This is a genomic window from Bacillus sp. AFS073361, from assembly GCF_002567005.1.
Taxonomy (GTDB): domain Bacteria; phylum Bacillota; class Bacilli; order Bacillales; family Cytobacillaceae; genus Neobacillus.
The window spans coordinates 107,843-134,637 of the sequence record NZ_NUZU01000012.1 but is presented as its reverse complement, the minus strand read 5'-3'; the positions used below and the strand labels follow the sequence as shown (position 1 = coordinate 134,637).

The 26,795-nt window shown below is 40.7% G+C and carries 31 protein-coding genes and 2 riboswitches; of the genes, 5 read left to right on the top strand and 26 right to left on the bottom strand.

Going from position 1 to position 26,795, the window contains the following annotated elements; all coding sequences use genetic code 11:
* Positions 1 to 156: 156 nt before the first annotated feature.
* Complete coding sequence (locus tag COJ96_RS07855) at positions 157 to 669, top strand: phosphatidylglycerophosphatase A family protein (RefSeq protein ID WP_098572391.1); 513 nt, start codon at positions 157 to 159, stop codon at positions 667 to 669.
* Positions 670 to 699: 30 nt separating this feature from the next.
* Here COJ96_RS07855 and COJ96_RS07850 read toward each other — a convergent pair whose 3' ends face one another.
* Entirely contained in the window at positions 700 to 1,464 is a 765-nt protein-coding gene (locus COJ96_RS07850) for a TIGR01457 family HAD-type hydrolase (RefSeq protein ID WP_098572390.1), read from the bottom strand.
* A gap of 69 nt (positions 1,465 to 1,533) precedes the next feature.
* Positions 1,534 to 1,971 carry a DUF86 domain-containing protein gene (locus tag COJ96_RS07845; protein ID WP_098572389.1) on the bottom strand — a complete coding sequence of 146 codons (438 nt, stop codon included), beginning with the start codon at positions 1,969 to 1,971 and terminating at the stop codon, positions 1,534 to 1,536.
* 231 nt (positions 1,972 to 2,202) lie between these two features.
* Here COJ96_RS07845 and COJ96_RS07840 point away from each other — a divergent pair, with 231 nt between their 5' ends.
* On the top strand, positions 2,203 to 2,469 hold the full coding sequence (locus COJ96_RS07840) for a DUF3055 domain-containing protein (RefSeq protein WP_098572388.1): 267 nt from the start codon (positions 2,203 to 2,205) through the stop codon (positions 2,467 to 2,469).
* 56 nt (positions 2,470 to 2,525) lie between these two features.
* On the top strand, positions 2,526 to 2,816 hold the full coding sequence (locus COJ96_RS07835) for a cytosolic protein (protein ID WP_098572387.1): 291 nt from the start codon (positions 2,526 to 2,528) through the stop codon (positions 2,814 to 2,816).
* An 82-nt stretch (positions 2,817 to 2,898) separates the two neighbouring features.
* On the opposite strand, the gene COJ96_RS07830 is transcribed toward COJ96_RS07835, so the two are convergent.
* Complete coding sequence (locus COJ96_RS07830; protein ID WP_373561672.1) at positions 2,899 to 3,165, bottom strand: YutD family protein; 267 nt, start codon at positions 3,163 to 3,165, stop codon at positions 2,899 to 2,901.
* Between the two features lie 115 nt (positions 3,166 to 3,280).
* Here COJ96_RS07830 and COJ96_RS07825 point away from each other — a divergent pair, with 115 nt between their 5' ends.
* Positions 3,281 to 3,910 (top strand): YhcN/YlaJ family sporulation lipoprotein, encoded by a 630-nt coding sequence (locus COJ96_RS07825; RefSeq protein ID WP_373561670.1) that lies wholly within the window; start codon positions 3,281 to 3,283, stop codon positions 3,908 to 3,910.
* Between the two features lie 110 nt (positions 3,911 to 4,020).
* On the opposite strand, the gene lipA is transcribed toward COJ96_RS07825, so the two are convergent.
* Positions 4,021 to 4,938, bottom strand: coding sequence for a lipoyl synthase (gene lipA, locus COJ96_RS07820; RefSeq protein WP_098572384.1), 918 nt, complete (start codon positions 4,936 to 4,938; stop codon positions 4,021 to 4,023).
* A gap of 202 nt (positions 4,939 to 5,140) precedes the next feature.
* On the opposite strand from lipA, the gene COJ96_RS07815 reads away from it, so the two are divergent.
* Positions 5,141 to 6,139, top strand: a complete 999-nt coding sequence (locus COJ96_RS07815) for a M23 family metallopeptidase (RefSeq protein WP_373561669.1) — start codon at positions 5,141 to 5,143, stop codon at positions 6,137 to 6,139.
* A gap of 21 nt (positions 6,140 to 6,160) precedes the next feature.
* Here COJ96_RS07815 and yunB read toward each other — a convergent pair whose 3' ends face one another.
* The 22 genes from yunB to COJ96_RS07705 form a co-directional block, all read right to left on the bottom strand.
* Positions 6,161 to 6,952 carry a sporulation protein YunB gene (yunB, locus tag COJ96_RS07810; protein WP_098572383.1) on the bottom strand — a complete coding sequence of 264 codons (792 nt, stop codon included), beginning with the start codon at positions 6,950 to 6,952 and terminating at the stop codon, positions 6,161 to 6,163.
* 139 nt (positions 6,953 to 7,091) lie between these two features.
* Positions 7,092 to 7,394 carry a YunC family protein gene (locus tag COJ96_RS07805; protein ID WP_098572382.1) on the bottom strand — a complete coding sequence of 101 codons (303 nt, stop codon included), beginning with the start codon at positions 7,392 to 7,394 and terminating at the stop codon, positions 7,092 to 7,094.
* Between the two features lie 64 nt (positions 7,395 to 7,458).
* A complete protein-coding gene (locus tag COJ96_RS07800) occupies positions 7,459 to 8,811 on the bottom strand; it encodes a bifunctional metallophosphatase/5'-nucleotidase (RefSeq protein WP_098572381.1) in 1,353 nt (450 codons plus the stop codon).
* Between the two features lie 7 nt (positions 8,812 to 8,818).
* Positions 8,819 to 9,640, bottom strand: a complete 822-nt coding sequence (locus COJ96_RS07795) for a sulfite exporter TauE/SafE family protein (RefSeq protein ID WP_098572380.1) — start codon at positions 9,638 to 9,640, stop codon at positions 8,819 to 8,821.
* A gap of 21 nt (positions 9,641 to 9,661) precedes the next feature.
* A complete protein-coding gene (locus tag COJ96_RS07790) occupies positions 9,662 to 10,507 on the bottom strand; it encodes a DUF72 domain-containing protein (RefSeq protein WP_098572379.1) in 846 nt (281 codons plus the stop codon).
* 273 nt (positions 10,508 to 10,780) lie between these two features.
* Positions 10,781 to 12,178 (bottom strand): Fe-S cluster assembly protein SufB, encoded by a 1,398-nt coding sequence (gene sufB, locus COJ96_RS07785; protein WP_098572378.1) that lies wholly within the window; start codon positions 12,176 to 12,178, stop codon positions 10,781 to 10,783.
* 56 nt (positions 12,179 to 12,234) lie between these two features.
* Positions 12,235 to 12,672, bottom strand: a complete 438-nt coding sequence (gene sufU, locus COJ96_RS07780; RefSeq protein WP_098572377.1) for a Fe-S cluster assembly sulfur transfer protein SufU — start codon at positions 12,670 to 12,672, stop codon at positions 12,235 to 12,237.
* On the bottom strand, positions 12,662 to 13,891 hold the full coding sequence (locus COJ96_RS07775) for a cysteine desulfurase (protein WP_098572376.1): 1,230 nt from the start codon (positions 13,889 to 13,891) through the stop codon (positions 12,662 to 12,664). The genes sufU and COJ96_RS07775 overlap by 11 nt, the downstream gene beginning before the upstream one ends.
* A complete protein-coding gene (gene sufD, locus COJ96_RS07770) occupies positions 13,891 to 15,201 on the bottom strand; it encodes a Fe-S cluster assembly protein SufD (protein ID WP_098572375.1) in 1,311 nt (436 codons plus the stop codon). Before sufD ends, COJ96_RS07775 begins: the two co-directional genes overlap by 1 nt.
* A gap of 21 nt (positions 15,202 to 15,222) precedes the next feature.
* Positions 15,223 to 16,008 (bottom strand): Fe-S cluster assembly ATPase SufC, encoded by a 786-nt coding sequence (gene sufC / locus COJ96_RS07765; protein WP_026567865.1) that lies wholly within the window; start codon positions 16,006 to 16,008, stop codon positions 15,223 to 15,225.
* A 381-nt stretch (positions 16,009 to 16,389) separates the two neighbouring features.
* The gene (locus COJ96_RS07760) at positions 16,390 to 17,235 is read right to left on the bottom strand and encodes a MetQ/NlpA family ABC transporter substrate-binding protein (RefSeq protein ID WP_098572374.1); all 846 of its coding nucleotides are present in this window, start codon (positions 17,233 to 17,235) and stop codon (positions 16,390 to 16,392) included.
* A 13-nt stretch (positions 17,236 to 17,248) separates the two neighbouring features.
* A complete protein-coding gene (locus COJ96_RS07755) occupies positions 17,249 to 17,878 on the bottom strand; it encodes a methionine ABC transporter permease (RefSeq protein ID WP_051633834.1) in 630 nt (209 codons plus the stop codon).
* A 34-nt stretch (positions 17,879 to 17,912) separates the two neighbouring features.
* Positions 17,913 to 18,938, bottom strand: a complete 1,026-nt coding sequence (locus COJ96_RS07750; protein WP_098572373.1) for a methionine ABC transporter ATP-binding protein — start codon at positions 18,936 to 18,938, stop codon at positions 17,913 to 17,915.
* Between the two features lie 169 nt (positions 18,939 to 19,107).
* Positions 19,108 to 19,217: riboswitch (SAM riboswitch) on the bottom strand.
* A 119-nt stretch (positions 19,218 to 19,336) separates the two neighbouring features.
* On the bottom strand, positions 19,337 to 20,653 hold the full coding sequence (locus COJ96_RS07745; RefSeq protein WP_098572372.1) for an O-acetylhomoserine aminocarboxypropyltransferase/cysteine synthase family protein: 1,317 nt from the start codon (positions 20,651 to 20,653) through the stop codon (positions 19,337 to 19,339).
* A gap of 68 nt (positions 20,654 to 20,721) precedes the next feature.
* Positions 20,722 to 20,833, bottom strand: a riboswitch (SAM riboswitch).
* Positions 20,834 to 20,915: 82 nt separating this feature from the next.
* Entirely contained in the window at positions 20,916 to 21,275 is a 360-nt protein-coding gene (locus COJ96_RS07740) for a hypothetical protein (RefSeq protein ID WP_098572371.1), read from the bottom strand.
* 215 nt (positions 21,276 to 21,490) lie between these two features.
* Positions 21,491 to 21,799 (bottom strand): thioredoxin family protein, encoded by a 309-nt coding sequence (locus tag COJ96_RS07735; protein WP_098572370.1) that lies wholly within the window; start codon positions 21,797 to 21,799, stop codon positions 21,491 to 21,493.
* A gap of 7 nt (positions 21,800 to 21,806) precedes the next feature.
* The gene (locus COJ96_RS07730) at positions 21,807 to 22,163 is read right to left on the bottom strand and encodes a toprim domain-containing protein (protein WP_026567857.1); all 357 of its coding nucleotides are present in this window, start codon (positions 22,161 to 22,163) and stop codon (positions 21,807 to 21,809) included.
* A gap of 142 nt (positions 22,164 to 22,305) precedes the next feature.
* Positions 22,306 to 22,545 (bottom strand): YusG family protein, encoded by a 240-nt coding sequence (locus COJ96_RS07725; protein ID WP_098572369.1) that lies wholly within the window; start codon positions 22,543 to 22,545, stop codon positions 22,306 to 22,308.
* A 107-nt stretch (positions 22,546 to 22,652) separates the two neighbouring features.
* On the bottom strand, positions 22,653 to 23,036 hold the full coding sequence (gene gcvH / locus COJ96_RS07720; protein ID WP_026567855.1) for a glycine cleavage system protein GcvH: 384 nt from the start codon (positions 23,034 to 23,036) through the stop codon (positions 22,653 to 22,655).
* A 76-nt stretch (positions 23,037 to 23,112) separates the two neighbouring features.
* Positions 23,113 to 23,469: an arsenate reductase family protein gene (locus COJ96_RS07715; RefSeq protein ID WP_098572368.1), complete on the bottom strand. Its 357-nt coding sequence runs from the start codon at positions 23,467 to 23,469 to the stop codon at positions 23,113 to 23,115.
* A 183-nt stretch (positions 23,470 to 23,652) separates the two neighbouring features.
* Positions 23,653 to 25,437 carry an acyl-CoA dehydrogenase family protein gene (locus tag COJ96_RS07710; RefSeq protein WP_098572367.1) on the bottom strand — a complete coding sequence of 595 codons (1,785 nt, stop codon included), beginning with the start codon at positions 25,435 to 25,437 and terminating at the stop codon, positions 23,653 to 23,655.
* 76 nt (positions 25,438 to 25,513) lie between these two features.
* Positions 25,514 to 26,689 (bottom strand): acetyl-CoA C-acetyltransferase, encoded by a 1,176-nt coding sequence (locus COJ96_RS07705; RefSeq protein WP_098572366.1) that lies wholly within the window; start codon positions 26,687 to 26,689, stop codon positions 25,514 to 25,516.
* Positions 26,690 to 26,795 lie beyond the last annotated feature (106 nt).

Genomic DNA, 26,795 nt, shown 5'->3' with positions numbered 1-26,795 from the left:
ATATGTTTTAGCTTAAGAAAACTTGTTCCTGAATAGCTTAGAAAAATGAAGGAGAATATAAGGTTTTAACCATGCTCTTTTTTAAGTTTCTTTTGCATAAGTTAGAATAATACAGTATATATATAGTCAAAATCCATAGAAAAGGTGATCAGAGGAATGGCAGACGACAAAAACGTAAATCTAACCGAAGTAACTGCACGTAGATGGCTGAATGACAGAGGCGTCAAAGTACAGGATATCGCTGATTTAGTTTTCTTTTTGCAGGAAAAATATCATGAGAACTTGAAAATGGAAGACTGTTTAGCAAATGTGGAACGCGTTCTTGCCAAACGTGAGGTTCAAAACGCAATTTTAACAGGAATACAGCTGGATGTACTTGCTGAAAAAGGAATGCTTGAGGAGCCGCTCCAATCAATAATCGGAACAGATGAAAGTCTTTATGGAGTCGATGAAATTCTAGCCTTTTCGATTGTAAATGTATATGGTTCAATTGGTTTTACCAATTACGGATATATTGATAAATTAAAACCTGGAATATTAGCGCATTTAAATGATAAATCAACAGGCGAATGCCATACTTTTTTAGATGATATCGTCGGGGCAATTGCAGCTGCCGCATCGAGCCGACTCGCACACAGGGCTGCTAGGGCTGAAAGTGAAAAGAAATAAGCAGAAAAAGGATGGGGCTTCCCATCCTTTTTAAATCTTCCATTGATCTAAGGAATCAACGGTGTAGGTAGGCATCCGGTCGTAGCCGGAAAGCAGTTCTTTGGTCGTTACTCCTGTATGTACTAGTAATGTATCTATCCCGGCATTCATGCCTGCTAAAATATCTGTATCATAATAATCTCCGACCATCAATGTCTCTTCTTTCGGTGTTCCAAGTACCTTTAAAGCCTGTTCCATGATGATTGCTTCTGGTTTGCCAATAAAAATCGGTTTGGTTTGTGTAGAAACAGTAATAACAGATGTTAGTGAACCATTCCCTGGAACCAAGCCTCTTTCTGTAGGGATGGCGATATCTCCATTAGTGGAAATGAACGTTGCGCCATTGCGGACCGCCAAACAGGCAACCGTCAATTTTTCATAACTGATCTCCCGGTCGATTCCTACCACGACGAACTCAGCATCTTCTCCGGCAAATCGGAACCCCTTTTCTTCTATTGCTGTCCGTAACCCCTCTTCCCCAATCACGTAAATGCGGGCATCATTCTTTCGTTCATAAATATAATTGGCCGTCGCTTGACTTGTTGTGAACACTTGCTTTTCTTCCGCCGGGATGTCAAACTGGGTCAGCTTTGCAGCAACCTGTGCAGGTGTTCTTGAGGAATTGTTTGTAACAAAAAGATAGGGTATCTGTTGATCCCGGAGTTTCTTGACAAAGTCAGATGCAGCTTCAATCTGTTCTGATCCCTTATACATTGTTCCATCTAAATCAATTAAATAACCTTTGTAATTTTTCATATGTTACACTCCCAAAAGTTTTTTCCATATAGAACAAAAAAGACCGCGCATAACGGTCTTAATATATTATTATTTTTTAAACGCTGAAACCGGTCCTAACTCGGTGACAAGATATTCGCGAACATTGGCCGCAAAATTCACCAACTCATGTAAATGCTTTGTAAACGTCACTTGAAGTTCTTGATGATTGACATCTGTATAAGATTGGACAAGCATTTTCCGGTATTGAATCAACACTTTCAAACTATTTCCCGTTTCAGATGTGATCACTTTTTCATCCATCAAAATATCAATGATGTCATCGTAACTGCCTGGGTCACGCATAATAAACCCATCAATCATTGCATTTCCAACGTCCAAAACAGACTCGATCATCATATGGTTTACACGCTCTAGCGCTGCCTTTTCAAGTGGGTTGGACCACTCTTTTTTACTTAGGAACAGTTGAATTTGCATTTCTAAAAATTTCAGTATCTCTTCAATTTTTTCTTGATCAACAAAATACATATGAGCACCTTCTCCATTTTTCTAAGTTGTTATCTTTGCAAGCGCAGACGGTCTGACATAGAACTTTCGAGAGTTCAAATTTATTGTAACATAATTTGACAGCCTTCGCGTTTTGAATCGTAAAAACTTATAAAAAATGGTGTAAAAATCTTTACTCCCCTTGGTTGGTTTTATTTGTTACTATATAGAAGACGTCTAAAAATATCTAGTTTAATTAAAGGAGACCATTAAATGAAAGAACGCTTTTTCTTATACGATGATACAGAAGATACAAAAACAAGATTTGTCAGCTTCGTTGGTGAACATCAACGCTTTGATTTAGCAATTGTTCAAAGTGACCGTCACTATGGAAAGCATCTTGTTCTTGATATGCAGGGAAGCCGTTTTGCGATTATCGGCTTAGACGATTTGCAAGAAGAAGGGTATTTAGAATTTGCTTTTCAATTAAATGAGGAAGATGCGGAAGAATTAAGATCCTTTTTATTGGAATTAGTGTAAGGTTCGTCATGAATTATGCTCCCTTTGAAAATAATAGTGCTAAAGGGGGCGTAAGCATGACAGAACATAAAGAAGAAAAGTATACGGATTTATCCAATGTTGAAAAACAAAGGAACTTTCTTACAGCAGAAGAATTTCCAGAAGGTCCTTTTGGGTCTGCCATTCGTCAAGACGAACCAGTTGAGAACAAAAGTACACCATGGGAAGAAGGGCAACGGACTTACAGTGCCTTTAATTATGAAAATAAAACCCTTCATCAAAATCTTCCTCGGCAAATGGACGGGGCCCATCCAACCCATGATGACCCCGAAACAGATCAACAGCCGCCATATAGTGAATCCACATAGAAAAGCGGAAGCGCTGGTGCTGGACAGTTATCTACGTTCAAAACCTAAACATAAAGAAGGGCCTGAAAGTTCGGCCCTTCTTTTATTTTTTCACTTTTTTCAAGACAAAATAGGCACAGCCAAAATTACAGTATTCATACAGATATTCACTTAGTGTGCTAATTTTTGTATCGAATGTAGCTTTTGGGTTTTGGTCATCGAAAAACCCCTTTAATCGGAGTTGTCCATACCCCCAATCACCCACTACATAATCATATCTTGTTAAAATATCACTAAATCTCGCTTTAAGGGCTTCTTCATTAAATCCGTTTCGGTGTTCTTGGACGATTTCATAAACGGTGTTGTTCATTATTATCAAGATATTTCACCTCTTTTACCAGCTAATTCCTACTACCCATTATAACCGATTCCCCATCAATTACTAAGAAAAAAAATCACCTTATTGGCTATTCTAAGAAAAGGAGGTGTTTACATTGAAAAAATTAGTTATCATCTTGGGATTATGCACCGTAACGGCCCTAACAGGCTGTACTAAGGATATGAGCAACCGAGATGTCTATGAAGAAAGCGGAAATACCATTAATGTTAACAATAAAAGGCATGACCTCTACAATGAAGGAGCGAGCCGTGGAATCCGTAATGTTAGTAATAACTACGGCTTTGTCCGTCATCAAAAAAGTCCACTAATGAACGATAATACGGCTAATGACCATTATTCTGCATTAGATCGTGAACAGGCGGCCAATATTATTAGTAAATTAAGTGCCGATATTCCCAATGTACACGATGTATCCACACTTGTCACTGACCAGGAAGTGTTAATTGCTTATACTACCGATTCAAAAGATCGCAATTTGACTGCGGATCAAGTGAAAAAAACAGCGATGTCTGTCGTTCCAAGGTATTACCATGTCTACGTTACTGATAATAAAGTGTTAAGGAGAGACGTAGAAAATTTGGCTAATGTAGATTCCACAAGCCGAAATGCCCGTAATCTGGTCAATGGGCTAATCACACAGATGAAAAAATCACCACAAGGGCAGCGGATAAATGCAAGTGAGGACGAAAATGGCAGAACCGCTGATGATAAATAGAAAAGCAGATGTGCCTTGTTCAGGACGGATTGGCTTATTCCCCCGAGCACTTAGGCGCTGAAGCTGACATCAAAACAAAGAGTTCAGTCAACTTGACTGAACTCTTTGTTTTAGGCTTCTTGAGCTTTTTCTTCCCCAAGCATTTGCTTGTGTTTTGCTGCTGCGTTCACTTGCTCATCAGCATGATAGGAGGACCGGACTAGCGGGCCAGCTTCACAATGACTAAAGCCTTTACTTAATGCAATTTGCTGTAATTCTTTAAATTCATCTGGACTATAATATTTTTCAACTTTAAGATGACTTTTGGTCGGCTGTAGGTATTGACCAATGGTCATAATATCGACGTGATTTTCTCTTAAATCATCCATCACTTCAAGAATTTCTTCCTTTGTCTCTCCTAGTCCAACCATTAGACTCGACTTTGTTGGAATATTCGGCTGCATTTCTTTGGCACGACGAAGGAATTCAAGGGAACGATCGTATTTCGCCCTGGCTCTTACTCTAGGGGTCATTCGTTTAACCGTTTCGATGTTATGATTTAAGATATCAGGTTTTGCGTCCATTAACAGACGTAAATTTTCTTCTTTCCCACCCATGTCAGACGGAAGAACTTCAATGCTTGTAAATGGATTTTTGCGGCGAATAGCGCGGACTGTTTCAGCAAAAACAGCTGCCCCTCCATCCCTAAGATCATCGCGGGCTACGGCGGTGACTACGACATGTTTTAAGTTCATCAATTGAACGGAGTCTGCCACTCTTTCTGGTTCTTGCCAATCCAACTCGGTTGGCAAACCAGTTTTAACGGCACAGAAACGGCATGCACGTGTGCATGTATCACCAAGAATCATGAAGGTTGCCGTACGTCTTTCTGCCCAGCATTCATGAATATTAGGGCAGCGGGCTTCTTCACAAACTGTGTGAAGATTTTTTTCACGCATCATTTTCTTTAAGCCCGTATAAGACTCATTTGTGTTTAATTTTATTTTTAACCAATCCGGTTTTCGTAAAATCTCTTCTTTCTTACTCATTAATGACTACACCCCTTGAAGCTAGAAATAGATCCTCCTTGTCACTTTAACATACCGAAAAAATAACGACAAGCATATCGGATAATATTAACTTGATGAACCGCTTTCATCAGCCCCTAAAAAGTTTACCATTTATTGACCATTATGAAATGGTTTAGAAAACATAAACTAACCTTGTACATTAATTGGAAGGAGGATTCTTGTGCGGGCTGTTCTATTATTGGGAACTTTTCTTTTTTTCTTTAGCACTTCATTGGCTGTTACGGATGTTCATGCCGCTGCAAATGAACCGAATCCATACCAAGAACGAATGAAGCTGTATAAGAAGGTGGAAACTGTTACACAAATTCCTTGGTACTATTTAGCGGCCATTGATCAATACGAAAGAAGCATCCGCCAGGTCCGCAGAGACTTACCTAAACCAGATAGTGTGATTGGCATCTATTTTCGTCCAGAAGAATGGTCTGGATTAACCAATCCAAATCCTTTGGAAGAAAACCCAGCCACGATTCAATTTTTTGATGGGAAAGGGGTAGATGGGGATGGCGATGGAAAGGCAAGTGCTAAAAATGATGAGGATGTGCTCTATGCGTTTGCAAAATATCTCCTATCCTACGGTGTCGATCATGATAATATAAAAATCGGCTTATGGAATTACTATCATCGCGATAAAACGGTTAGTATCATTGCTGGAAAAGCAAAAATATATCGGCATTTCGGCCGTATTGATTTGGATACTCAAGTCTTCCCCGTTCCCATCCGAAGCAATCACAGTTATCGGAGCACGTGGGGGTCTGCCCGTGGTTGGGGGGGCCGCAGGATACACGAAGGCACCGATATCTTTGCTGGCTACGGTGTTCCTGTTCGAGCAACTAACTATGGTATTGTTGAAATGAAAGGCTGGAATAAATTTGGCGGCTGGAGAATCGGGATTCGCGATATTAATAATACGTATCATTACTTCGCCCACTTAAGCGGTTTTGCTAAGGATTTAAAAATCGGTCAAGTGGTAGAGCCGGGAATGGTCATTGGCGGTGTAGGAAGTTCCGGGTACGGCCCTCCAGGTACCTCAGGGAAATTCCCTCCCCATTTACATTATGGCATGTACAAAGACAACGGTGTCACCGAATGGTCTTTTGATCCATACCCGCATTTAGCGAAATGGAAGCGGATGGAACGGATGAATGCACGCAAAAAATAGGACTTTCCACCGTGGATCGTCCTATTTTTTCGTATCTGATTTCTTCGTGTCTGTCTGTTTATCAGGAAGTTGAATCGATGGGGTAATACCGCCGCCGCCATTATAGAATTGCGGTACATCTCCTTGGATGAGCGATCCATCAACAGGGATACTTTGCGTCAGCTTTGTGATCTTCGTAGCAAAGGGAGTGATGATTTGGACGGAGACTTCAATATGAATGGAAACATCGACCCAGGTATTATTAATCCCCACTTCTTTCGTTTCAATTTTTACATCTGGCTCCACTTCACCAATGGCATGAAACTTGACTGGAATTTTAGGCCCGATATTTCCTAATAATGAAATATTCGTTGCTTGACCAAGCGGGACGTACCAAATAATCCCGTCTTCCTTATTCGAATTTTGCGTTTCTATTTCTACATCGGTTAACTGCTCAAGTGAGGACAGATCACCTTTTTTGGCTGCTTTCAGGTTCTTTTGAATTTGTGCGGTTGTTTCCGCTAAGACCCTGTTTATATAAACGGTATTAAGTTTGACATTTGAAGCTTTTCCATTTTCACTGGGCAAAATCACAATGACCTCATTGTCTTCTCCCGTATCAGTTGTCCGCTTTGTGATTGCCTTATTAATGACTAATGAAGCAATATTTCGGGTTTCAGAAGTAGCAATCCTCATCAAAGTAGGTTCAATCCCCTTATTTACAAGCCATAATCCAGTCGCGGTAGAGAATAGAAAAAAAATAAACGTCAATAGCATAACATAACGGAAAGGCAACGGTCCCTTTTTAGGTCGCCGTCTGCGAAACTTCGCCAAGAAAATCACCCCTTCAAGCTATATGTATGCTTTAAAAAGAGGAACTAGCCTAAAAAAGTGGCTAAAAATATTCTTAATGAATTGAGAGTTATGTCCATCCGCATTCATAGAAAAAAGCTTGCTGTCTGTAGCAAGCTTTTTAGATCATTTTTAATAATGCGTCTCTGCCAATCATGCCAGGGTGAATGCCTAATTCTTCAGCCTCGGCAGTAACAGACTCTAAGGGGGCATTCAGAAGCTGTTCAATTGTCCTTACTCCGACGGCACGGCCGGCAATTATTTTGCGATCCTTTAGTTTATCGTTTAACAACCCTACGTCTAAAGCGCCGCACATGATATACCCTTTATCATTTGAGATCGATAGCAAAGTGGTTTTCGGAAGTAAAACTGAAACACCGATAAACATATGTCCATTTATATTAATGGGTAATAGATCAACCACAGATTCCCCACACTCCTTTCCTCATTATCACATTATGATTAGAAAGGAAAAAGCGTGTTTAGGGCTATGATTGGCTTTGTAATTTCCACTTTAAAATATCGCGAAGAAATTCCGGTAAGAAATATTTCTTTTCCTTATGTGGCAGTACCTCTTTGAAAAAGTGACCAAACGTGAACATGTCAGGAAGAGCCAAACTGTAATTACGTTCATGCTCCAAATGCATCCCATTTACGAGGATGATTTCATCCTGGAAGCTAATTTGATCGTAGACAAATACCCCTAATAGGGTCCCTCTGAATCCAAGACCTTTAATCTCTCTAGTGACTAACGCTTCATTTTTTGTTTCCCGCAGGACCTTTTCTAATTCCAAACCGGTCAGTTCCACTACACAGGGATTAATAGGATGCGGGCAGATTTTTAGCAAATCGTAAACCGTTACATCATCCTCTAAAGAGCCTAAGAGGAGTCCCGCATTAATCATTGCACAATCGGTTTGACACCATTCTCTTAACGCCCTGCAAAGCAGGCGAGAAAACTCCGTTTCCTGAAACAGTTCGGATTTTAGGGGAGCTTTTAAGGTGGTTACTTTTTGATTTAATAAGGATTTTCCTTTTGAAAAATATCCATCAATTAGATCCTGCTCATTGTGAACTATTGGCAGCTCCTTCCAGTCATAAAGAAGAGCTTCCTTACTTATCATCGTTTTTTCTTCGTTCAGATTGAGTGTAACTTGCCCGACATAATGCCCGTACTTTCCTGCTGCACCAAGGAGGGTATTACCTACAAACTTTCCTTTTTCAAGAAAGTGATGTGTGTGTGAGCCTAAGATGACATCAATATCAGGAAATGCAGCTGCGATTGCTTCATCTTCCTGTAGACCGAGATGTGAAAGTAAAATGATGATGTCCGATTCAGCTTTTAATGGTTCCATCCATTTTTTTAGTTCGCTTATTGGTTCGGTTACTTTCCATCCTAATAATCCATATAGATGGAAAAAGTATGCGGTAAGACCGATGACGCCTACCCTTGTTCCCTTTTTCGTTTGATACACCTTATATGGCTTTACCCAGGCAGGGCAGCCAAAATTTGTCTGGTAAAGGTTTGCTAATAGTACATCAAACTGTGCATGTTCATAAAGCGTATTTAAGTCGTCGTAAGGAAGGTTAACACCTTCATTGTTGCCGATTGTTACCGCTGTATAATGGCTTTCATTTAAAAGGTCGATGTTACCCTTTCCCTTGGTAGCCTCTGTGAAGGGATGCCAGCGGTCAATAAAATCACCAATGTCAAAGAGAAACATGTCCTCATCCTTTTTCTGATGGTCTTCATGTTTATTTGATAAGAATTGCTTAATTCGCGGCCAATTTTCTATGTGACTGTGGACATCATTTGTATGATAAATATGTATGGTTTCCATTCTGTACCTACCCTAGAATTCCTTGATAAATTAAACGAATCCCAACAACGATGAGAATCGTTCGTAAAATTAAGACAATCGTTTTACTCTTAAGCTTAGTGTTTAAATAAACACCAATTTGGGCTCCAATCCACGCCCCAGGGACTAATGCCAGGGCGTATATCCAGTCAACATTTCCTAAGGTAATATGCGTAATCGAACTTAGTATTGAAGTTGGCAAAATCATAAACATCGATGTAGCCGTCGCCACATGGGGCGGAAAAAAGAAAATCAAAATCATCGTTGGAACCAGTAAGGAGCCGCCGCCCACCCCGAAAATCCCTGAGATAAAACCTACAACAAAGGAAATCAAAATGGCGATCACTGGATTATATCCATATTCTGAGGTATTCCCTCGATTATCGATAAACGTGCGGACGATTCCCCGGTCCTTCTTATATGGCAATGGCTTTAATTTATCCTTTAATAATAAAATTATCGAAACAAAAATAATAAATAACCCGAAAAAGATATTGAAGGTCTTCATTTGTAACCCTTCTGTTACCCACGCACCTAAAATACTCCCAGGACCGCTGCCAATCAGAAAAATCAAGCCGCTTTTATAATCAATGGTCTTGTGTTTCATATACGCTAAGGTGGAGGAAAGTCCTGTAAAAATCATCGTAAAAAGGGAGGTTCCGACCGCAACCTGAGGGGTTATATGCCCAAATGCTGGCAGGGTTGATAAATAAAGTAATGAGGGAACAACTACAATCCCGCCTCCTAAACCAATGAGCGAGCCTAAAGAGCTTCCGAGTATACCGATAATTACGATTATGATCCATTCCATGTTATTTCTTCTCCTAACTTTTTATAGTAGGTCCAACTGGCGTGGAGCAAGCCCCTTGTATTCGAGATGCAAAAGATTGATCATTTCCTTTGCATTATCAGCAGCATCTCCGCCAGAGTTGTTGTTAAAAAGGAGATAGATATCTTTCGAGTCTTTAACTAATTCTTGAATGGAGTTTGCCCATTCTTCTAACTCTTGTTGGTTATAGCGGTAAAGATAACGAACCTCGCGCCAATCCACTCCGATTCGTTTTTGCCAGCCATGAAAATTACGGCCATGAAAACGGACGAGGACCTTCTCAGGAGTGGTTGACTGCAATACCATTGGGATGGACCCTTCTCCTGATTGTGGTTCATCGCAAATGCTATGGATCCATTTTAGTTCTCTCATAAACTCAATGGTTTTTTGACGATACTGGGGGACAAACCAGGATTGATGTCTGAATTCTAATGCAGATGGAATATCCCCCATTTCCTGCTTGCACCATCTTAGGTATTGGACATTTTCTCTCGAACATGTAAACCAGGGTGGAAATTGAAAGAGGGTCATGGCTAATTTATTGGTTTCTATGTAAGGCTCGAGCGATTCTTTGAAAGCACTAAACATCGCTTGTTTGTTTTCAAAAGGAATTTCCCCGCGCATATGTCCGGTCATTCCTTGGTAGGCTTTGACGATAAACTGGAAGCCAGCCGGTGTTTCATTGACCCACTTTTCAGCATTTCTTTTCGGCTGAATCGCATAAAAGGCCGAATCTACTTCAACGATAGGAAAATGTCCCGCATAGGCTTTTAGCTTGTCCCGTGAGGATATCTGACCTGGATATAAGCTATCATGATCGCCCCAGCCTGTTACGCCGATATAGATCAAAAAACTCACCTCCAACTATTAATAATAGCATAACCATTTTTGGAAGGTGGTAATTTTTGAAAAGGAGGTTGGGTTGGTCGCATAGTGTGGGTGGCGACAGTATTGGTGTGCTATCCGACAGTATTGTGACGTCATCCGACAGTAAAGTCCCGTCATCCGCCAGTAAAGTCCCGCTATCCGACAGTAAAGTCCCGCTATCCGACAGTAACCCCAATCACCGGCGCCAAAAACCCGCCTGCCATCCTCGGCAAGCGGGTTTTTTTATAAAACCTATTATCCAATAGAACCTTCCATCTCGAATTTAATGAGACGGTTCATTTCAACGGCGTATTCCATTGGCAATTCTTTTGTAAACGGCTCGATAAAGCCCATTACGATCATTTCAGTAGCTTCTTGTTCTGAAATCCCACGGCTCATCAAGTAGAAGAGCTGCTCTTCAGATACCTTCGAAACTTTCGCTTCATGCTCAAGTGAAATGTTGTCGTTTAAGATTTCATTGTAAGGAATCGTATCTGATGTCGACTTGTTATCCATGATTAAGGTATCACATTCGATATTAGAACGGGCACCGTCTGCCTTACGACCGAAGTGAACGATACCGCGGTAGGTAACTTTACCGCCATGCTTAGAAATGGACTTCGAAACAATTGTTGATGATGTATTAGGTGCTAAATGAATCATTTTTGCACCTGCATCTTGGTGTTGACCTTTACCAGCAATCGCAATAGAAAGTGTCATCCCACGTGCACCTTCACCTTTTAAAATAACGGCTGGATACTTCATCGTTAATTTCGAACCGATGTTACCATCAATCCATTCCATTGTCGCGTTTGCTTCACAAACCGCACGCTTAGTAACAAGGTTAAAGACGTTGTTCGCCCAGTTTTGAATCGTTGTATAACGGCAGTAAGCATCCTTTTTAATCACAATCTCAACGACAGCACTGTGCAGGGAGTTCGTTGTATAAACTGGTGCTGTACAGCCCTCAACATAATGCACATGCGCGCCTTCATCAACAATGATTAATGTACGTTCAAATTGACCCATATTTTCGGAGTTGATGCGGAAATATGCCTGTAATGGCGTATCCACTTTCACACCCGGTGGTACATAGATGAACGAGCCGCCAGACCAAACAGCCGAGTTAAGGGCTGCAAATTTGTTATCTGTTGGCGGGATAACTTTTGCCCAGTGTTCGCGGAAAATATCTTCATTTTCCCGTAAAGCAGAATCCGTATCTTTAAAGACAATTCCTAGATCTTCAAGTTCTTCCTTCATGTTGTGGTAAACTACCTCAGATTCATACTGTGCAGATACCCCAGCAAGGTACTTTTGCTCCGCTTCAGGAATTCCCAGTTTATCGAACGTAGCCTTGATTTCTTCAGGTACTTCATCCCAAGACTTCTCGGATTTCTCAGATGGTTTTACATAGTAAGTAATTTCATCAAAGTTTAATGCGTTTAGATCGCCGCCCCATTGTGGCATTGGCATTTTGTAAAAATGCTCAAGCGACTTCAAACGGAAGTCTAACATCCATTGTGGTTCATTCTTCAATTTAGAAATTTCTTCTACAATTTCAGATGTTAAACCACGCTTAGATCGGAATATGGAAACGTCTTTATCGGCAAAACCATATTTATAATCACCGATTTCCGGCATTTTTTTCGCCATCGTCCTTGTTCCTCCATTTCTTAAACGAATAAGGCCTAAAAATGCCCTATTTCATCCTATTCTTTTTCCTCTTCTTTCAATCCCTTTTCCATGGCTTTCCACGCTAATGTCGCACATTTGATGCGGGCTGGGAACTTGGCTACCCCTTGAAGTGCCTCGATATCACCTAAATCGATATCTTCGTCATACTCTTTGCCTTGCATCATGTCAGAAAAGATTGTTGAAAGTTTTAACGCTTCTTCAATCGTTTTCCCTTTAATTGCCTGAGTCATCATTGAAGCGGATGACATGGAAATCGAACAGCCTTCGCCTTCTTGCTTTGCGTCAACCACGATTCCATCAACCACTTTAAGGGTCAATTGAATCCTGTCCCCGCATGTTGGGTTATTCATATTAATCGTCAGACTGCCATCCTCTAAAACGCCACGATTACGCGGATTCTTATAATGGTCCATTATCACCCGACGGTAAAGATTATCTAAATTAGAAGACATCGCTGAAATACTCCTTTGTTTTAACAAGTCCTTCAACAAGTTTATCTATATCATCTTCTGTATTATACAGGTAAAAACTGGCACGAGCTGTAGCAGAAGCTTTTAGCCATCTCATCAGCGGCTGGGCGCAATGATGTCCAGCACGAACCGCAATTCCTTCTGCATCTAGAACAGTTGCCACATCATGCGGATGAACATCACTGATATTAAAGGTGACTAGTCCTGCCCGCTTCGCTGGGTCAAGTGGACCATAAATAGTCATACCTTCTACAGTTGCCATTTTTTCTAACGCATAGGCCGCAAGTTTATGTTCATGTTCGGCAATCTGGTCTAAGCCCACTTCATTTAAAAAGTCGATAGCTGCGCCAAGACCAATAGCCCCAGCAATGATTGGTGTACCGCCTTCGAACTTCCACGGCAGTTCTTTCCAAGTTGATTCGTACAATTGCACGAAATCAATCATTTCGCCGCCGAATTCGATTGGTTCCATGTTTTCAAGCAGATGTTTTTTTCCATAAAGGACACCAATGCCGGTTGGACCGCACATTTTATGTCCTGAAAAAGCAAGAAAATCACAATCTAAATCTTGAACATCAATCTTCATATGCGGCGCACTCTGTGCCCCATCGACTACCATAATTGCTCCGTTTTCATGGGCAATTTGCGCAATCTCTTTCACTGGATTAATGACGCCGAGGACGTTGGATACTTGCATAACAGAAACGACTTTCGTGTTTGTAGTAATCGTTGCACGAACGTCATCAAGTGAAATGGTTCCATCATCTTGCAATGGAATGTATTTCAACTGAGCACCGGTCCGTCTGGCCACTTGCTGCCACGGAATGATATTACTGTGGTGCTCCATATACGTAATGACGATTTCATCGCCTGCTTTTAAATTCGCCGCCGCATAGCTTGCTGCTACGGTATTAAGAGAGGTTGTTGTTCCTCTTGTAAAGATTACTTCTTGAATAGACTTGGCATTGATAAACTTACGAACCTTTTCCCTTGCTCCTTCGTAAGCATCCGTTGCTCTTGTTCCTAGTGTATGCACACCGCGATGGACATTGGAATTGATTTCACGATAATATTTTTCAACCGCCTCGATTACTTGGATGGGTTTTTGAGATGTTGCAGAACTATCCAAGTATACTAATGGCTTCCCATTGACTTCTTGATCTAAAATTGGAAATTGTGCGCGAATATCCCTGATATTCATTAGCGTACTTTCCTTTCAATTACTTCAGTTAACTGTTTCTTTACTCCTTCAATCGGTAACTGGTTAACGACAGGGGCTAAGAATCCATGAATGACTAAGCGTTCTGCTTCTTCTTTACGAATTCCGCGGCTCATTAAGTAGTAAAGTTGAACAGGATCCACACGACCTACAGATGCTGCGTGGCCAGCTACGACATCATCTTCATCAATTAAAAGAATCGGGTTGGCATCGCCGCGTGCTTTTTCACTTAGCATCAGAACACGGGAAGTTTGCTCTGCATCTGATTTAGATGCACCATGCTCAATTTTACCAATTCCATTAAAAATCGATGTGGCACTATCCTTAGCAACACCATGATTTAAGATATTTCCTACGGTATGTTTTCCGAAGTGAACTACCTTTGTGGTAAAGTTCTGTGTTTGGTCACCACGTCCGACAACAACCGTTTTTGTGTCGCCTGACGAACCGTCGCCAAGAAGGTTCGTTGTATTTTCTGAAATGGTATTTCCTTCATTCATTAAACCAAGGGCCCATTCAATTTTAGAATCTCTGCCAGCAACGCCGCGGCGATTTACATATGTCGTAATACCTTTAGCCAAGGTATCAACAGCGCCGTAACGTACGCTTGCGTTAACATTCGCAATGACTTCCGTCAAAATATTAACTAGTGCATTAGAAGTTTCCACGGTGGAAATGTAGTTTTCAACATATGTCACCGCACTATTATCCTCAGCCACAACAATTACATGGTTAAACAAATTCGCCTCGGCATCATCCTGCACAAACACCGCCTGAATCGGTTCAGAAACTTCTACATTTTTCGGAATGTATAGGAAAACTCCTCCGTTAACCAGTGCCGCATTTAGGGCAGTTAAGCGATGTTCATCGGCATTGATGGCCTGAGTTAGATAATACTTTTTCAGGACGTCACCATGTTCCTTCGCAGCGGTAAAGATATCTGTAAAAATAACACCCTGGCTTTTTAGCTCTTCAGATAAAGATAAAAAAGCTGGAGTTTGATTTCGTTGAATATATAAATTTTTATTTTCGGCTTCCATATCAATTAATGCTTTTACCTCTTCTGGTAATTCAGAAAGAGAAGTGATGGGAGCACTTGATACTGTATGTTGAGTGAACTGGGTGAAGTTCCATTTATCAATCTTTGTTTTATCAGGTCTTGGCATTGGAAGCTGCTCAAAATCAGCTAATGCTTTAAGACGGAGCTCCTCGAACCAAGCCGGCTCGCTCGTTTCTTTTGAAAAAGAGCGGACATTTTCCTGATCAAATGATAATTTGATTTCTGTTGTCATTGTAATCCTCCTAACCCTCTCTTACGCTTCTTGCCCAACTGTTTCATCTTCAATTCCAAGTTCTTGTTTGATCCAGTCATATCCTTCAGCTTCTAAGCGTTGTGCTAGTTCAGGTCCGCCGGATTTTACAACACGGCCCTGCATCATTACATGCACATGGTCTGGAGTGATATAGTTTAAAAGACGTTGATAGTGTGTAATCACTAAGCAGCCGAAATCCTCGCCGCGCATTTCATTGATTCCTTTTGATACTACCTTTAGGGCATCGATATCTAGTCCGGAGTCAATTTCATCTAGGATTGCAATTTTTGGTTCTAACATCATTAATTGCAAGATTTCGTTACGTTTTTTCTCACCGCCGGAGAAGCCTTCGTTTAAATAACGTTGTGCCATATCAAGGTCCATTTCAAGGAATTCCATTTGCTTATCCATTTTACGGATAAACTTCATTAATGAAATTTCATTTCCTTCACCAAGACGGCTATTTAGTGCTGAACGTAAAAAATCGGCATTTGTTACGCCGTTAATTTCACTTGGATATTGCATTGCTAGGAATAGCCCAGCCCGTGCGCGCTCATCTACTTCCATTTCAAGAACATTTTGTCCATCTAGAGTGATAGATCCGCTTGTTACTTCATATTTTGGATGGCCCATAATGGCAGAAGATAAAGTGGATTTACCTGTTCCATTTGGTCCCATGATTGCGTGGATTTCTCCACCCTTTATTTCAAGGTTTACACCTTTTAATATTTCTTTCCCATCAATTGCTACATGTAAATCTTTGATCGTTAACGTTGATCCAGCCATATCTATACCTCCAAAGAGAAAGTGTTGTATCATGTAATCGGGTCGTTTGATAACCCTATTCTCATTTTATTCTCATTCCAATCTTATAACAAATGAAATGTATTAGCAACTCTTAAACAGTAAAAACATAGCACCTATTTTCATTAAGCTAGTATCAAATGAGAATGAAAGGGTATTTTTAATGAAAATTCTGATTAATCCTAAATAAGGAAAATGCACTCGAGTAAAATCATACCTCATTTTATTACTTTTTGCCAATGGAATTCGGGTCTAATGGTCTTCCTATTTTTACCCAATGAAACTGTTTAAATGTATACCGTTTTAGGCATCGGCATAGAAAAAGCCAGTGTTTAACACACTGACTTTCTTCCTATTTATAAGTTACTCAGAAACCGGTACAACGGCACCTTTGTATTTTTCAAGAATGAAGTCTTGAATTTCTTTTGAATGTAGAACTTCCACTAATGTTTTGATGCTGTCTTTATTTTCGTCACCGCTGCGGACAGCAATCACGTTTACATACGGTGATTCTTTGTCTTCAATGGCGATGGAATCTTCAACTGGGTTCAAGCCTGCATCAATCGCATAGTTAGAATTGATTAAGACCGCGTCCCCTTCGCCATTATTATAGATTTTTGGAAGTAATGCTGCTTCATAGTTGGTATCGAACTTTAGGTTTTTAGGATTTTCAACAACATCTTTTAATTCTGCTTTCGTTTTATCAATGCCTTCTTTTAATTTGATAACTCCCTCTTTTTCAAGTAAAGAAAGAAGACGGCCATGGTCAGCTACAGAGTTGCTCATGATTAAATGTGCACCTTTTGGAAGATCACTTAGCTTTTTATATTTCTTTGAATAAACACCGATTGGCTCAATATGGATACCGCCAGCATTAACAAAGCCATAACCATTTTCTTTATTTTGAGAATTTAAGTAAGGGATGTGTTGGAAATAGTTTGCATCAAGTTCTTTTGATGCCAATGCTTTGTTTGGTAATACATAATCTTGGAATGTTTTGATTTCTAAGTCAATGCCTTTTTCTTTTAAAAGCGGTTTTGCTTTTTCAAGGATTTCTGCATGGGGAACGTTAGATGCTCCAACCACTAATTTTGTAGTTTCTGCTTCTTTGCCACCAGTAGTTCCTTCTGACTTTTCCTCTGACTTGCCGCAAGCTGCGACAACAAATACGATAGACAATGCTAACAATAAACTTAATATTTTTTTCATTTTGACCTCTCCTTTATCTTTTATCTAATTTTGAAGTGATAAAATCACCGATAAACTGAATGATAAACACAATAATTAAAATAATGATGGTAGCGACTAAAGTTACATCGTTTTGATTTCGTTGAAAGCCTTGAAGATAGGCAAGATTTCCTAAACCACCTGCTCCAATGACTCCTGCCATTGCTGTATAACCAACAAGAGCAATCGCGGTTACGGTTATCCCAGAGACCAGCGCTGGCATCGATTCTGGTAACAGAACCTTCCAAATGATCGTACCAGTGGTGGCACCCATTGACTTTGCTGCTTCAATCACGCCTTTATCAATTTCCCTGAGGCCAATTTCCACCATCCTTGCATAAAATGGTGCAGCACCAATAATCAATGCTGGCAATGCGGCATTTTCACCAATCATGGTTCGGAAAAGTATCGTTGTAAACGGGATTAATAAGACAATTAAAATAATAAAAGGAATGGACCGGAATATATTTACGACACCGCTAATGACCACATTAATGGGTTTATTACTCCAGAGACTTCCTTTTGAAGTAAGGAATAACAACAATCCTAGCAGGATACCAAGAATAAATGTAGCCACAACGGAAATCCCTGTCATATAAAGAGTTTGTCTCGTTGCTTCCCACATTGCCGGCCAATCAAAATCTTCGAAATACGGTTTACTATTCACTTGTAACCACCTCCACTCCTACTTGCTGTGAACGAATATAGTCGACTGCCTTATTGACTTCTGCTTCGTCCCCATCAATATGAATGAATAAGGTTCCATAGGACCCGCTTTGGGTTTGTGAAATCTTCCCTTGCAAGATATTAACGGTCACGTTATTATGGCGAATGACATTTGTAATGATCGGCTGTTCAACAGACTCCCCAATAAAAGTTAGTTGAACAATTTGACCGGAACGATAATGTTCAATTAAATGTTCAGCAGTTTCTTTCGTTTCTTCTGGTTCGGTTACCTGCTGGACAAATCGTTTCGTAATCGACTGCTGTGGATTTTTGAATACATCTAATACTTGTCCAAGTTCGACGACCCTTCCACTTTCCATGACGGCAACCCGGTGACAAATCTTGCGGATTACATGCATTTCATGGGTAATAAGAACAATAGTCAGACCGAGCCTTTTATTTATATCAACTAACAATTCCAAAATAGAATCGGTCGTTTGTGGGTCGAGGGCAGAAGTAGCTTCATCACAAAGAAGTACTTTCGGATTGTTGGCAAGCGCCCTTGCAATCCCAACACGTTGTTTTTGTCCGCCGCTTAACTGGGATGGATAAGCATTCTCTCTACCTTCCAGGCCGACTAATTTAATTAGTTCACTTACTCTTTTTTGGCGCTCAGGACCTTTGATGCCTGCAATTTCTAAGGGAAAAGCAATATTTTCACTAACGGTTCTCGACCACAATAAGTTAAAATGCTGAAAAATCATACTGATCTCTTGCCGGGCTTTTCGAAGTTCAGCCCCTTTGATTTTTGAAACCACGCGGCCAGCAACGGTTACGGTCCCACTGGTCGGCAGTTCCAAACCATTTAACATTCTAATCAATGTACTTTTACCAGCACCACTGTATCCAATTACCCCGAAAATTTCACCATCTTGAATTTCAAGGTTTACATCATCAACGGCTCTAAGCTGACCCTGTTTGGAGGGAAAAATTTTCTGAACACTTTTTATAGAAATCATTGTATCACCTGCTTTTTATCCAATTTACCTTAAAATTCTGAAAGATTTTTCTTGTAATATACCGTTTAATCTAATATAGGGTTTGACTTTTTTTACGAAAAGATTCTATGTTATCAAAATAAAAAGCCTTTCTGCGCAGGCAGAAAGGCATCATAAATAATAATCCTTTCTCCCATCTTCCAAAGCAAACGCTTTGTGTGAATTGGCACCATTTCAATAATAAATATTGACGGTTGCCGGGCTTCATCGGGCACATCCCTCCACCTCTCTTGATAAGAGTATCAATTCCTATATTCAATTCAAACGTTATTTGTTTAAGTAACTATATTACAAAAGTATCGTATCACGGATAAAAAGGGGTGTCAATGAAAATAGTTTCTTATTCAAAAAAATAAGTTTTAGGCATTAACGTTTAATGAAGTTAAACCAGTTGCCGAAACAATAGCCGACTCTAGGTCTTCAATCAGATCTTCTACATTCTCGATCCCGATGGATAGGCGAATTAAATCCTCTGTTACACCTGCAGCGATCAGGCCTTGAGCATCTAATTGCTGGTGAGTGGTGCTGGCCGGATGAATAATTAAACTTTTTGCATCACCAACATTGGCCACATGTGCCCAAAGTGTGATGGAATCAATTAATTTAGCCCCTGCTTCTTTTCCGCCTTTAATTCCGAATACCACCATTGAACCGGCACCTTTTGGTAGATACTTTTTAGCTAGTTCATAATCAGGATGGGATGGATGACCAGGATAGGAAACCCATTCGACGGCAGGATGGTTGGTTAAGTAATCGACGACTTCTTTAGTATTCGCGACATGCTCCTTCATCCGGACATGCAGAGTTTCAAGTCCAAGGACAAACTGGAAGGAATTTTGCGGACTTAATGCCGGCCCTAGATCACGAAGCAATTGCACACGTGCTTTGATAATATAAGCCACCGCGCCTAAGGCTTCTGCATAAACCAAATCATGGTAGCTTGCGTCTGGTGTTGTAAAGCCTGGGAATCTTGGAGAATTCCAATCGAATTTACCGCCATCAACAATAATTCCGCCCGTTGTCGTTCCGTTCCCTAATAACCACTTAGTAGCGGAATGAATGACAATATCTGCTCCATGTTCAATTGGGCGGCAAAGGTATGGAGTGGCAAAAGTATTGTCAACGATTAGTGGTACACCTGCTTCATGGGCAATTTCTGCTACTTTTTCAATATCAAGGATGCGCAGGCTTGGATTACCAATTGTTTCCGCAAAGACTGCTTTTGTTTTGGCAGTGATCGCTTGGCGGAAGTTTTCTGGATTTTCTGGATCTACAAATTTCACGTTAATTCCATATTTCGGAAGGGTCACTGCAAATAAATTATAGGTGCCTCCATAGAGATTGGAAGCCGAAACAATTTCATCGCCAGCCTCAGCAATATTTAAAATGGCAAGAGTAATGGCGGCCATTCCGCTCGCCACTGCTAAGGCACCAACACCGCCTTCTAATAAAGCGACTCTTTCTTCAAATACAGTGGTCGTTGGGTTGTGTATTCGTGTGTATATGTATCCAGATTCTGCTAAGCTAAATAAGTTTGCAGCATGCTCAGTATTCTTAAATTGATATGCATTGTTTTGGTAAATCGGAACAGCGCGGGCCCCTGTTACCGGATCTGGAGTTAAGCCGCCATGGACGGTTAATGTTTCAAAACGATATTTCTTTTGATTTTCACTCATCTTGCTTCCTCCTTTTTTGATAACTCACCATACAAAAACCCCTGCTTCAGAGAAGAGGGGCTTCACACTTCTCATCTTCCAGAGCTGATTGCTCTGCTGGATTTAGCACCGTGTTATTATGTGTAGTAAACCGGTTGCTGGGCATCAAAGGGCCAATCCCTCCGCCGCTCTCGATAAGAATGTATTGATGAAATTGTAATAATTGGTTAAATATTCTAGTTATAATGTTATCTAAATTTTAATTCCGAGTCAATAGGTTTGATTAAAAATTTGTAATTTTCGCGATATGATCCTGCGTTTTTGTTAAATAGAAGATAGACTCTAGTAATAAGGTTGTGCGGATAGGAGCAGAAATACTTAATTGACCGTTTCTTTCAAGCGTCCGCAACCTTTCCTCCCCTGTAAGCAGCTGTCTCATCGCATGAAGATCCCCACGAATCTCAGGGATTGTTTGAGTCTCTTTGCTATCATGGAGGATGAAAATTTCCCTATCCTTCATGAAGATTTGATAGGTATTTTGTTCACAAATTAAATTCACTCTTGTATGGATATGCTCAAGTAACGGCAGTAAATGCCCTTGCTGCTTGATTGCTAATTGAAAGGTTTTCAATACCTCTATCATCTTCCATCACTCCGGTCTACGCTCTTATACTTACTATACAAGACATAGGCCAGAATTCCTCTTTAAATTGGTCGACAATTATCTACTTGGCAGGGCAGTGGTGAGAGAATTTCCTGAGAAATATGTCGGAAATCGGAATTTCCTTGGTTTTTCAACGAGGTTTGTCCGTAAGGTTGGGATTCATTAAAAAAACAGATGCACATGTGCATCTGCTCTTATAATATCTGCTGTTTTATTTTATCGAGTAAAAAAGGTACGGAGTGGAAGGCGTAGAGTGTTTCTTTTACTTCTCCAGCCTCGACCAATAACAAGCAAGGAACACTTTCAATTTCATATTCCCTAGCAAGGTCTGAATAGAAGTTTAGGTTCATTTTACCCATATCTACCTTTACTAGTTCCTCGATGACCTGGAGCATTTTTGAAGCTACCTGACAGGTCCCGCACATTGGTGTATAGAAATACACTAATCCAGTTGCCTTCCCTTCAATAAAGGAAGATAGTTCCATTCGATTCCATTCGTTCATTTATCGTTTAACCCATTTCTAAAAATTCAGTATGCACATCAATATTTGCACCTAATAGTACGGTGGCTAAGTGATGAACTGGTGCGGTCGCTACCTCACGATACATTCGGTCGATATATAAATGTTCGGCTTGGGGTAACTCGCGTTTTAATTGCTTGCGAAGTTTCTCACCGGAGAAGTCAGCATCGACAAGAATATAGACATCCTTATCTTCAAGGAAATCAATCAATTCATCTAATTTTGTAATACTGATGGTCCCATTTGTACAAATGATTTCAACTGGTTCCTTCACGATTTTTTTTACCTTATTTTTATCCGACTTTCCTTCGACAATAAGAACTTTGTCAACATACGAATCATTCATCATCCATCACCTGTATTAGAAGTTGTTTTATGTTAACATATTCTAAAATATTGATTACGTGTGCCTTCTTCTGACTATGTTAACCATATCATTATTGTCTTTTGAAAAAATAGGCTTGTGACTATAGACCCAAGTTACTCAGCTAGCACCAGCCGCCCTCATCACAATCAGTATACTTAGCATCCGACCCTTCAGTTGTCGTCAGGTGTTGATAAATCTTCTGCTGTTCCACTTCAAAATGATGCTCTAATTCCACCTGCATGTGATCTGTCAATTTCATTTTTCCAATTGGCGTATTATCAAGAAACAATTCCATTTCTCCATTTTTCATTTTGCCAATAACCCGATCGGTTACGTCTATCCTTTGCTGCTTTAATGCCACGCTCCCACCCTCTTCAATATATTTATTATAGATTTCCCAAAAATAGTAGAAGAAAAAGTGGGAATTTAAGAGAAAAAGCACCTTGACAAGGTGCCTTTCCCTATTTTTTAGTCTTCTTTGATCATTTCTTCATATTGTTCAGCAGTCATAAGCTTATCAAGTTCGCTGCTGTCAGATAGTTCAATCACAATCATCCATGCCTTTTCGTATGGTGATTCGTTAACAAATTCAGGGCTGTCGCTTAAATCTTCATTCACTTCCACGACTTTACCGCTGACAGGTGCATAAAGCTCAGATACAGTTTTTACAGACTCTACGCTACCAAATGGTTCGTCGGCAGTTACTTCATCGCCCACTTCTGGAAGCTCAACAAAAACGATATCTCCTAGTTCATGCTGTGCAAACGCAGTAATCCCGACACGAACTTTTTCTCCTTCAACCTTAACCCATTCATGTTCCTCTGAATAACGTAATTCTTTTGGTGTACTCATCGCTAAATCCCTCCATTGTTTTTTCTAAAAATCTATCATCGAAATAAATCGATTCCCATTGTGATGAAGAGCCGGCTTATCGCCACATTTTTTCAAACTCTTCTTCTTTAAAGCCTACGGTGACACGTTCGCCATCCGTTAAAATTGGGCGTTTGATTAACATGCCATCGGAAGCAAGTAATTCTAGCAGTTCTTCCTCTGTTGCAGACTTCATTTTATCCTTTATACCTAATTCACGGTATTTCATACCACTTGTATTAAAGAATTTCTTTAATTCCAGTCCGCTTTTTTGATAAAGATCCTGCAACACCTCACGACTTGGAGGATGTTCCACAATATGTACTTCTTCATAGGAAAGATGATGGGCATCCAGCCATTTCTTCGCGTTTCGACAGGTGCCGCATTTCGGATACCAATAAAAAGTCAGTGACATTCATTTCACCGCCCTTTCCCGTAAAAATCTTAACGTCACTTGAATATTATCATAACGTTTTTCAAAATCCTAATGCAAAAAATATGTACTAATTTAAAAAATTCGACTAATTTTTCAAAATTCCTTCCTATTCTACTATAAAAATTTAGGCTCCCTTTCTAATCGAAAGGGAGCCTATTTTCATTAAACGATATAGCGCTCGGCTTCAATGATAACATCGGCTGCTTCACGTTTTTTCGCTATCACATTAATCGGGGTATGACGCGTAAATTTACGAAGCGACGATAACATCATCCGTAGTGTATCACCTTGTTCAACAGCAACTAATGTTTCTTTTGCAATCGCTTCAAGTTGATTGAAAGCTTCTTGGCAATAGATTTGTGTATACAGAAGCTTTTGCTTGTTCTTCTCTAATCCAGTTTTTGCAATTGCCTTCTCAGTTCGCAATACAACAGATTCCATGGCATACACGTTAGAAATAAGGTCAGCGATATTGGCTAACACTTCTTGCTCTTTTTCAAGTGCTTTGCCAAATTTTTGGGCCGCTAAACCGGCTGCTAATAGAGCGATTTTCTTCGCATTTCTCACTAGATATTTTTCTTGTGCAAGCGGCTCGTCACCAGGCTCTTCTGGCATTAGCATCATTAATTCCTCTTGCAGAGCCATCGCTTTTTGGAATAATGGCAGCTCACCCTTAAAGGCTTTTTTCAATAAGGTGCCTGGCACCAGCAAGCGGTTAATTTCATTGGTGCCTTCAAAAATACGCTGGATCCGTGCGTCGCGATAGGCTCTTTCAATTGGATATTCCTGCATGAAGCCGTATCCACCATGTATTTGAACGCCTTCATCTGTTACATGGGCTAATACTTCACTGGCGAAGAATTTATTCAGTGAACATTCAATCGCATATTCGGCAATCGAATTCGCCACTAATTTAATGTCCTTTTCTTGCTCAGTTGTCAGCTTGCCTTGATTATCTTCATACAGGCCAATCGTACGATAAACAGAGCTTTCGGCCGCATAAATTTCAGAGGCTAGCGTACCGAACTTTTCTTTTGTTAAATTGAATTGGGAAATCGGTGTTTTGAATTGCTGACGGCCATTTGCATACTTAACGGTGAGTTCGAATGCTTTTTTAGAGCCGCCAACACTTCCGACCGCTAGCTTATATCGGCCAATATTTAGGATATTAAAAGCAATGACGTGACCTTTACCAATTTCACCTAATAAGTTTTCAACAGGAACAGGCACATCTTCTAAAATAAGTGTTCGAGTAGAAGAACTCTTGATCCCCATCTTTTTCTCTTCTGCCCCAGTAGAAACACCTGGGAGATCTCTATCAACGATAAAAGCAGTAAATTGCTCGCCATCGATTTTGGCATACACGACGAATACATCGGCAAAGCCAGCATTGGTAATCCATTGTTTTTCCCCGTTTAGGATATAATGTGTACCTGCAGCATTTAATTTCGCTGTTGTTCTGGCACCAAGGGCATCCGAACCTGAACCTGGTTCTGTTAGGGCATAAGCTGCAAGTTTTTCGCCTGATGCAAGTGCAGGTAAATATCTGCGTTTTTGGTCCTCGTTTCCGAATAACACGATTGGCAGCGAGCCAATTCCGACGTGTGCTCCGTGTGAAAGGGAGAATCCGCCGCCTCCAGCCATTTTCTCGGTCAAAAGAGAAGAGGTAATCTTATCTAAGGCTAATCCGTCATATTCCTCAGGTACATCTACCGCTAAAAGGCCCAATTCGCCTGCTTTTTTAAGGAGCTTTACCGTACGATCAAACTCATGATTTTCTAAATGTTCCAACTGCGGCACCACTTCTTTTTCCACAAAGTCTTCTGCCGTTTTCGCAATCATTAAATGTTCGTCGGTAAAGTCCTCTGGTGTAAAAAGTCGGTCATATGAAATATCCTCTATTAAAAAGCTACCGCCTTTAATGACTTTTTCTGTTTGGTTTGTCATTGTTTATTCCTCCTAAACTTTTATTAGAAAGGAGCTGCCTAGCAGACTCTTTCTAAGATTTATATGCTTGGGACAATTACAGTAATTCAAATACTCCAGCCGCACCCATTCCGCCGCCGATACACATTGTTACCACACCAAATTGTTTGTTGCGGCGTTTTAATTCGTGAATCAATGTGAGCGTTAATTTAGCACCTGTACATCCAAGTGGATGTCCTAAGGCAATCGCACCGCCATTGACGTTGACAATTTCTTCGTTCAGACTGAGTTCACGAATGACTTGCAGTGCTTGTGACGCAAACGCTTCGTTCAGTTCGAATAAATTAATATCCGATAATTCAAGACCAGCTAGTTTGACAGCCTTTGGAATCGCGACAACCGGCCCAACACCCATAATTTCAGGCGGAACACCGCCAACGGCAAACGATCGGAATTTCGCCAACGGCTTAAGGCCCAGTGATTCAGCCTTTTCCCGATCCATCACCATCAAAGCGGCCGCCCCGTCACTAGTTTGTGAGGCATTCCCGGCTGTTACGGTGCCTGACACCGAGAAGGCTGGGCGGAGTGTACCTAAAGTTTCTAGGTTCGTATCAGGACGAACACCTTCATCCATTGAAAATTGAATTGTTTTTTCAATGAGTTTGTTGTCTTTGCCCACGGTCCGGATTGTCGCGTCCACTGGAACGATTTCATCGACGAATTTTCCTTCAGCAATGGCCTTCGCGGCTTTTTGATGGCTTCTTACGGCAAAGGCGTCTTGATCCTCACGTGAAATGCCATATTTCATGGCTACTTGCTCGGCTGTATGACCCATGCCCATATAATATTGAGGAGCTGACTCAGCTAGTTTAATATTAGGACGGACAACATGACCCATCATCGGGATCATACTCATCGATTCCGCGCCGCCAGCGATCGCTGTATCAGTGTGGCCAAGCATGATTCCTTGGGCGGCATAAGCAATCGCCTGTAATCCTGAAGAACAGAATCGATTGACGGTGATGGCAGGTACAGTATAGGGAAGTCCAGCTAAAGCTCCGATATTCCGGGCCATATTGTTGCCTTGCTCTGCCTCAGGCATAGCACAGCCTATGATTAAATCATCAATATTTCCTTCATAATTTCCCGCACGCTTTAATGTTTCCTTTACCACTAATGCCCCTAAATCATCGGGGCGAACTTGGGCAAGCGACCCTTTCTTTGCTTTTCCGACCGGGGTCCTTGCTCCGGCAACGATTACCGCTTCTCTCATGTAAGTTCCCTCGCTTTCTTTCAAACTAGAAAATTAGTATCTTAGGGTCTGAACCCTTATTCAAAACTGGCTATAATAAAGCCTTTGGCAGAAGGGCCAGACCCTT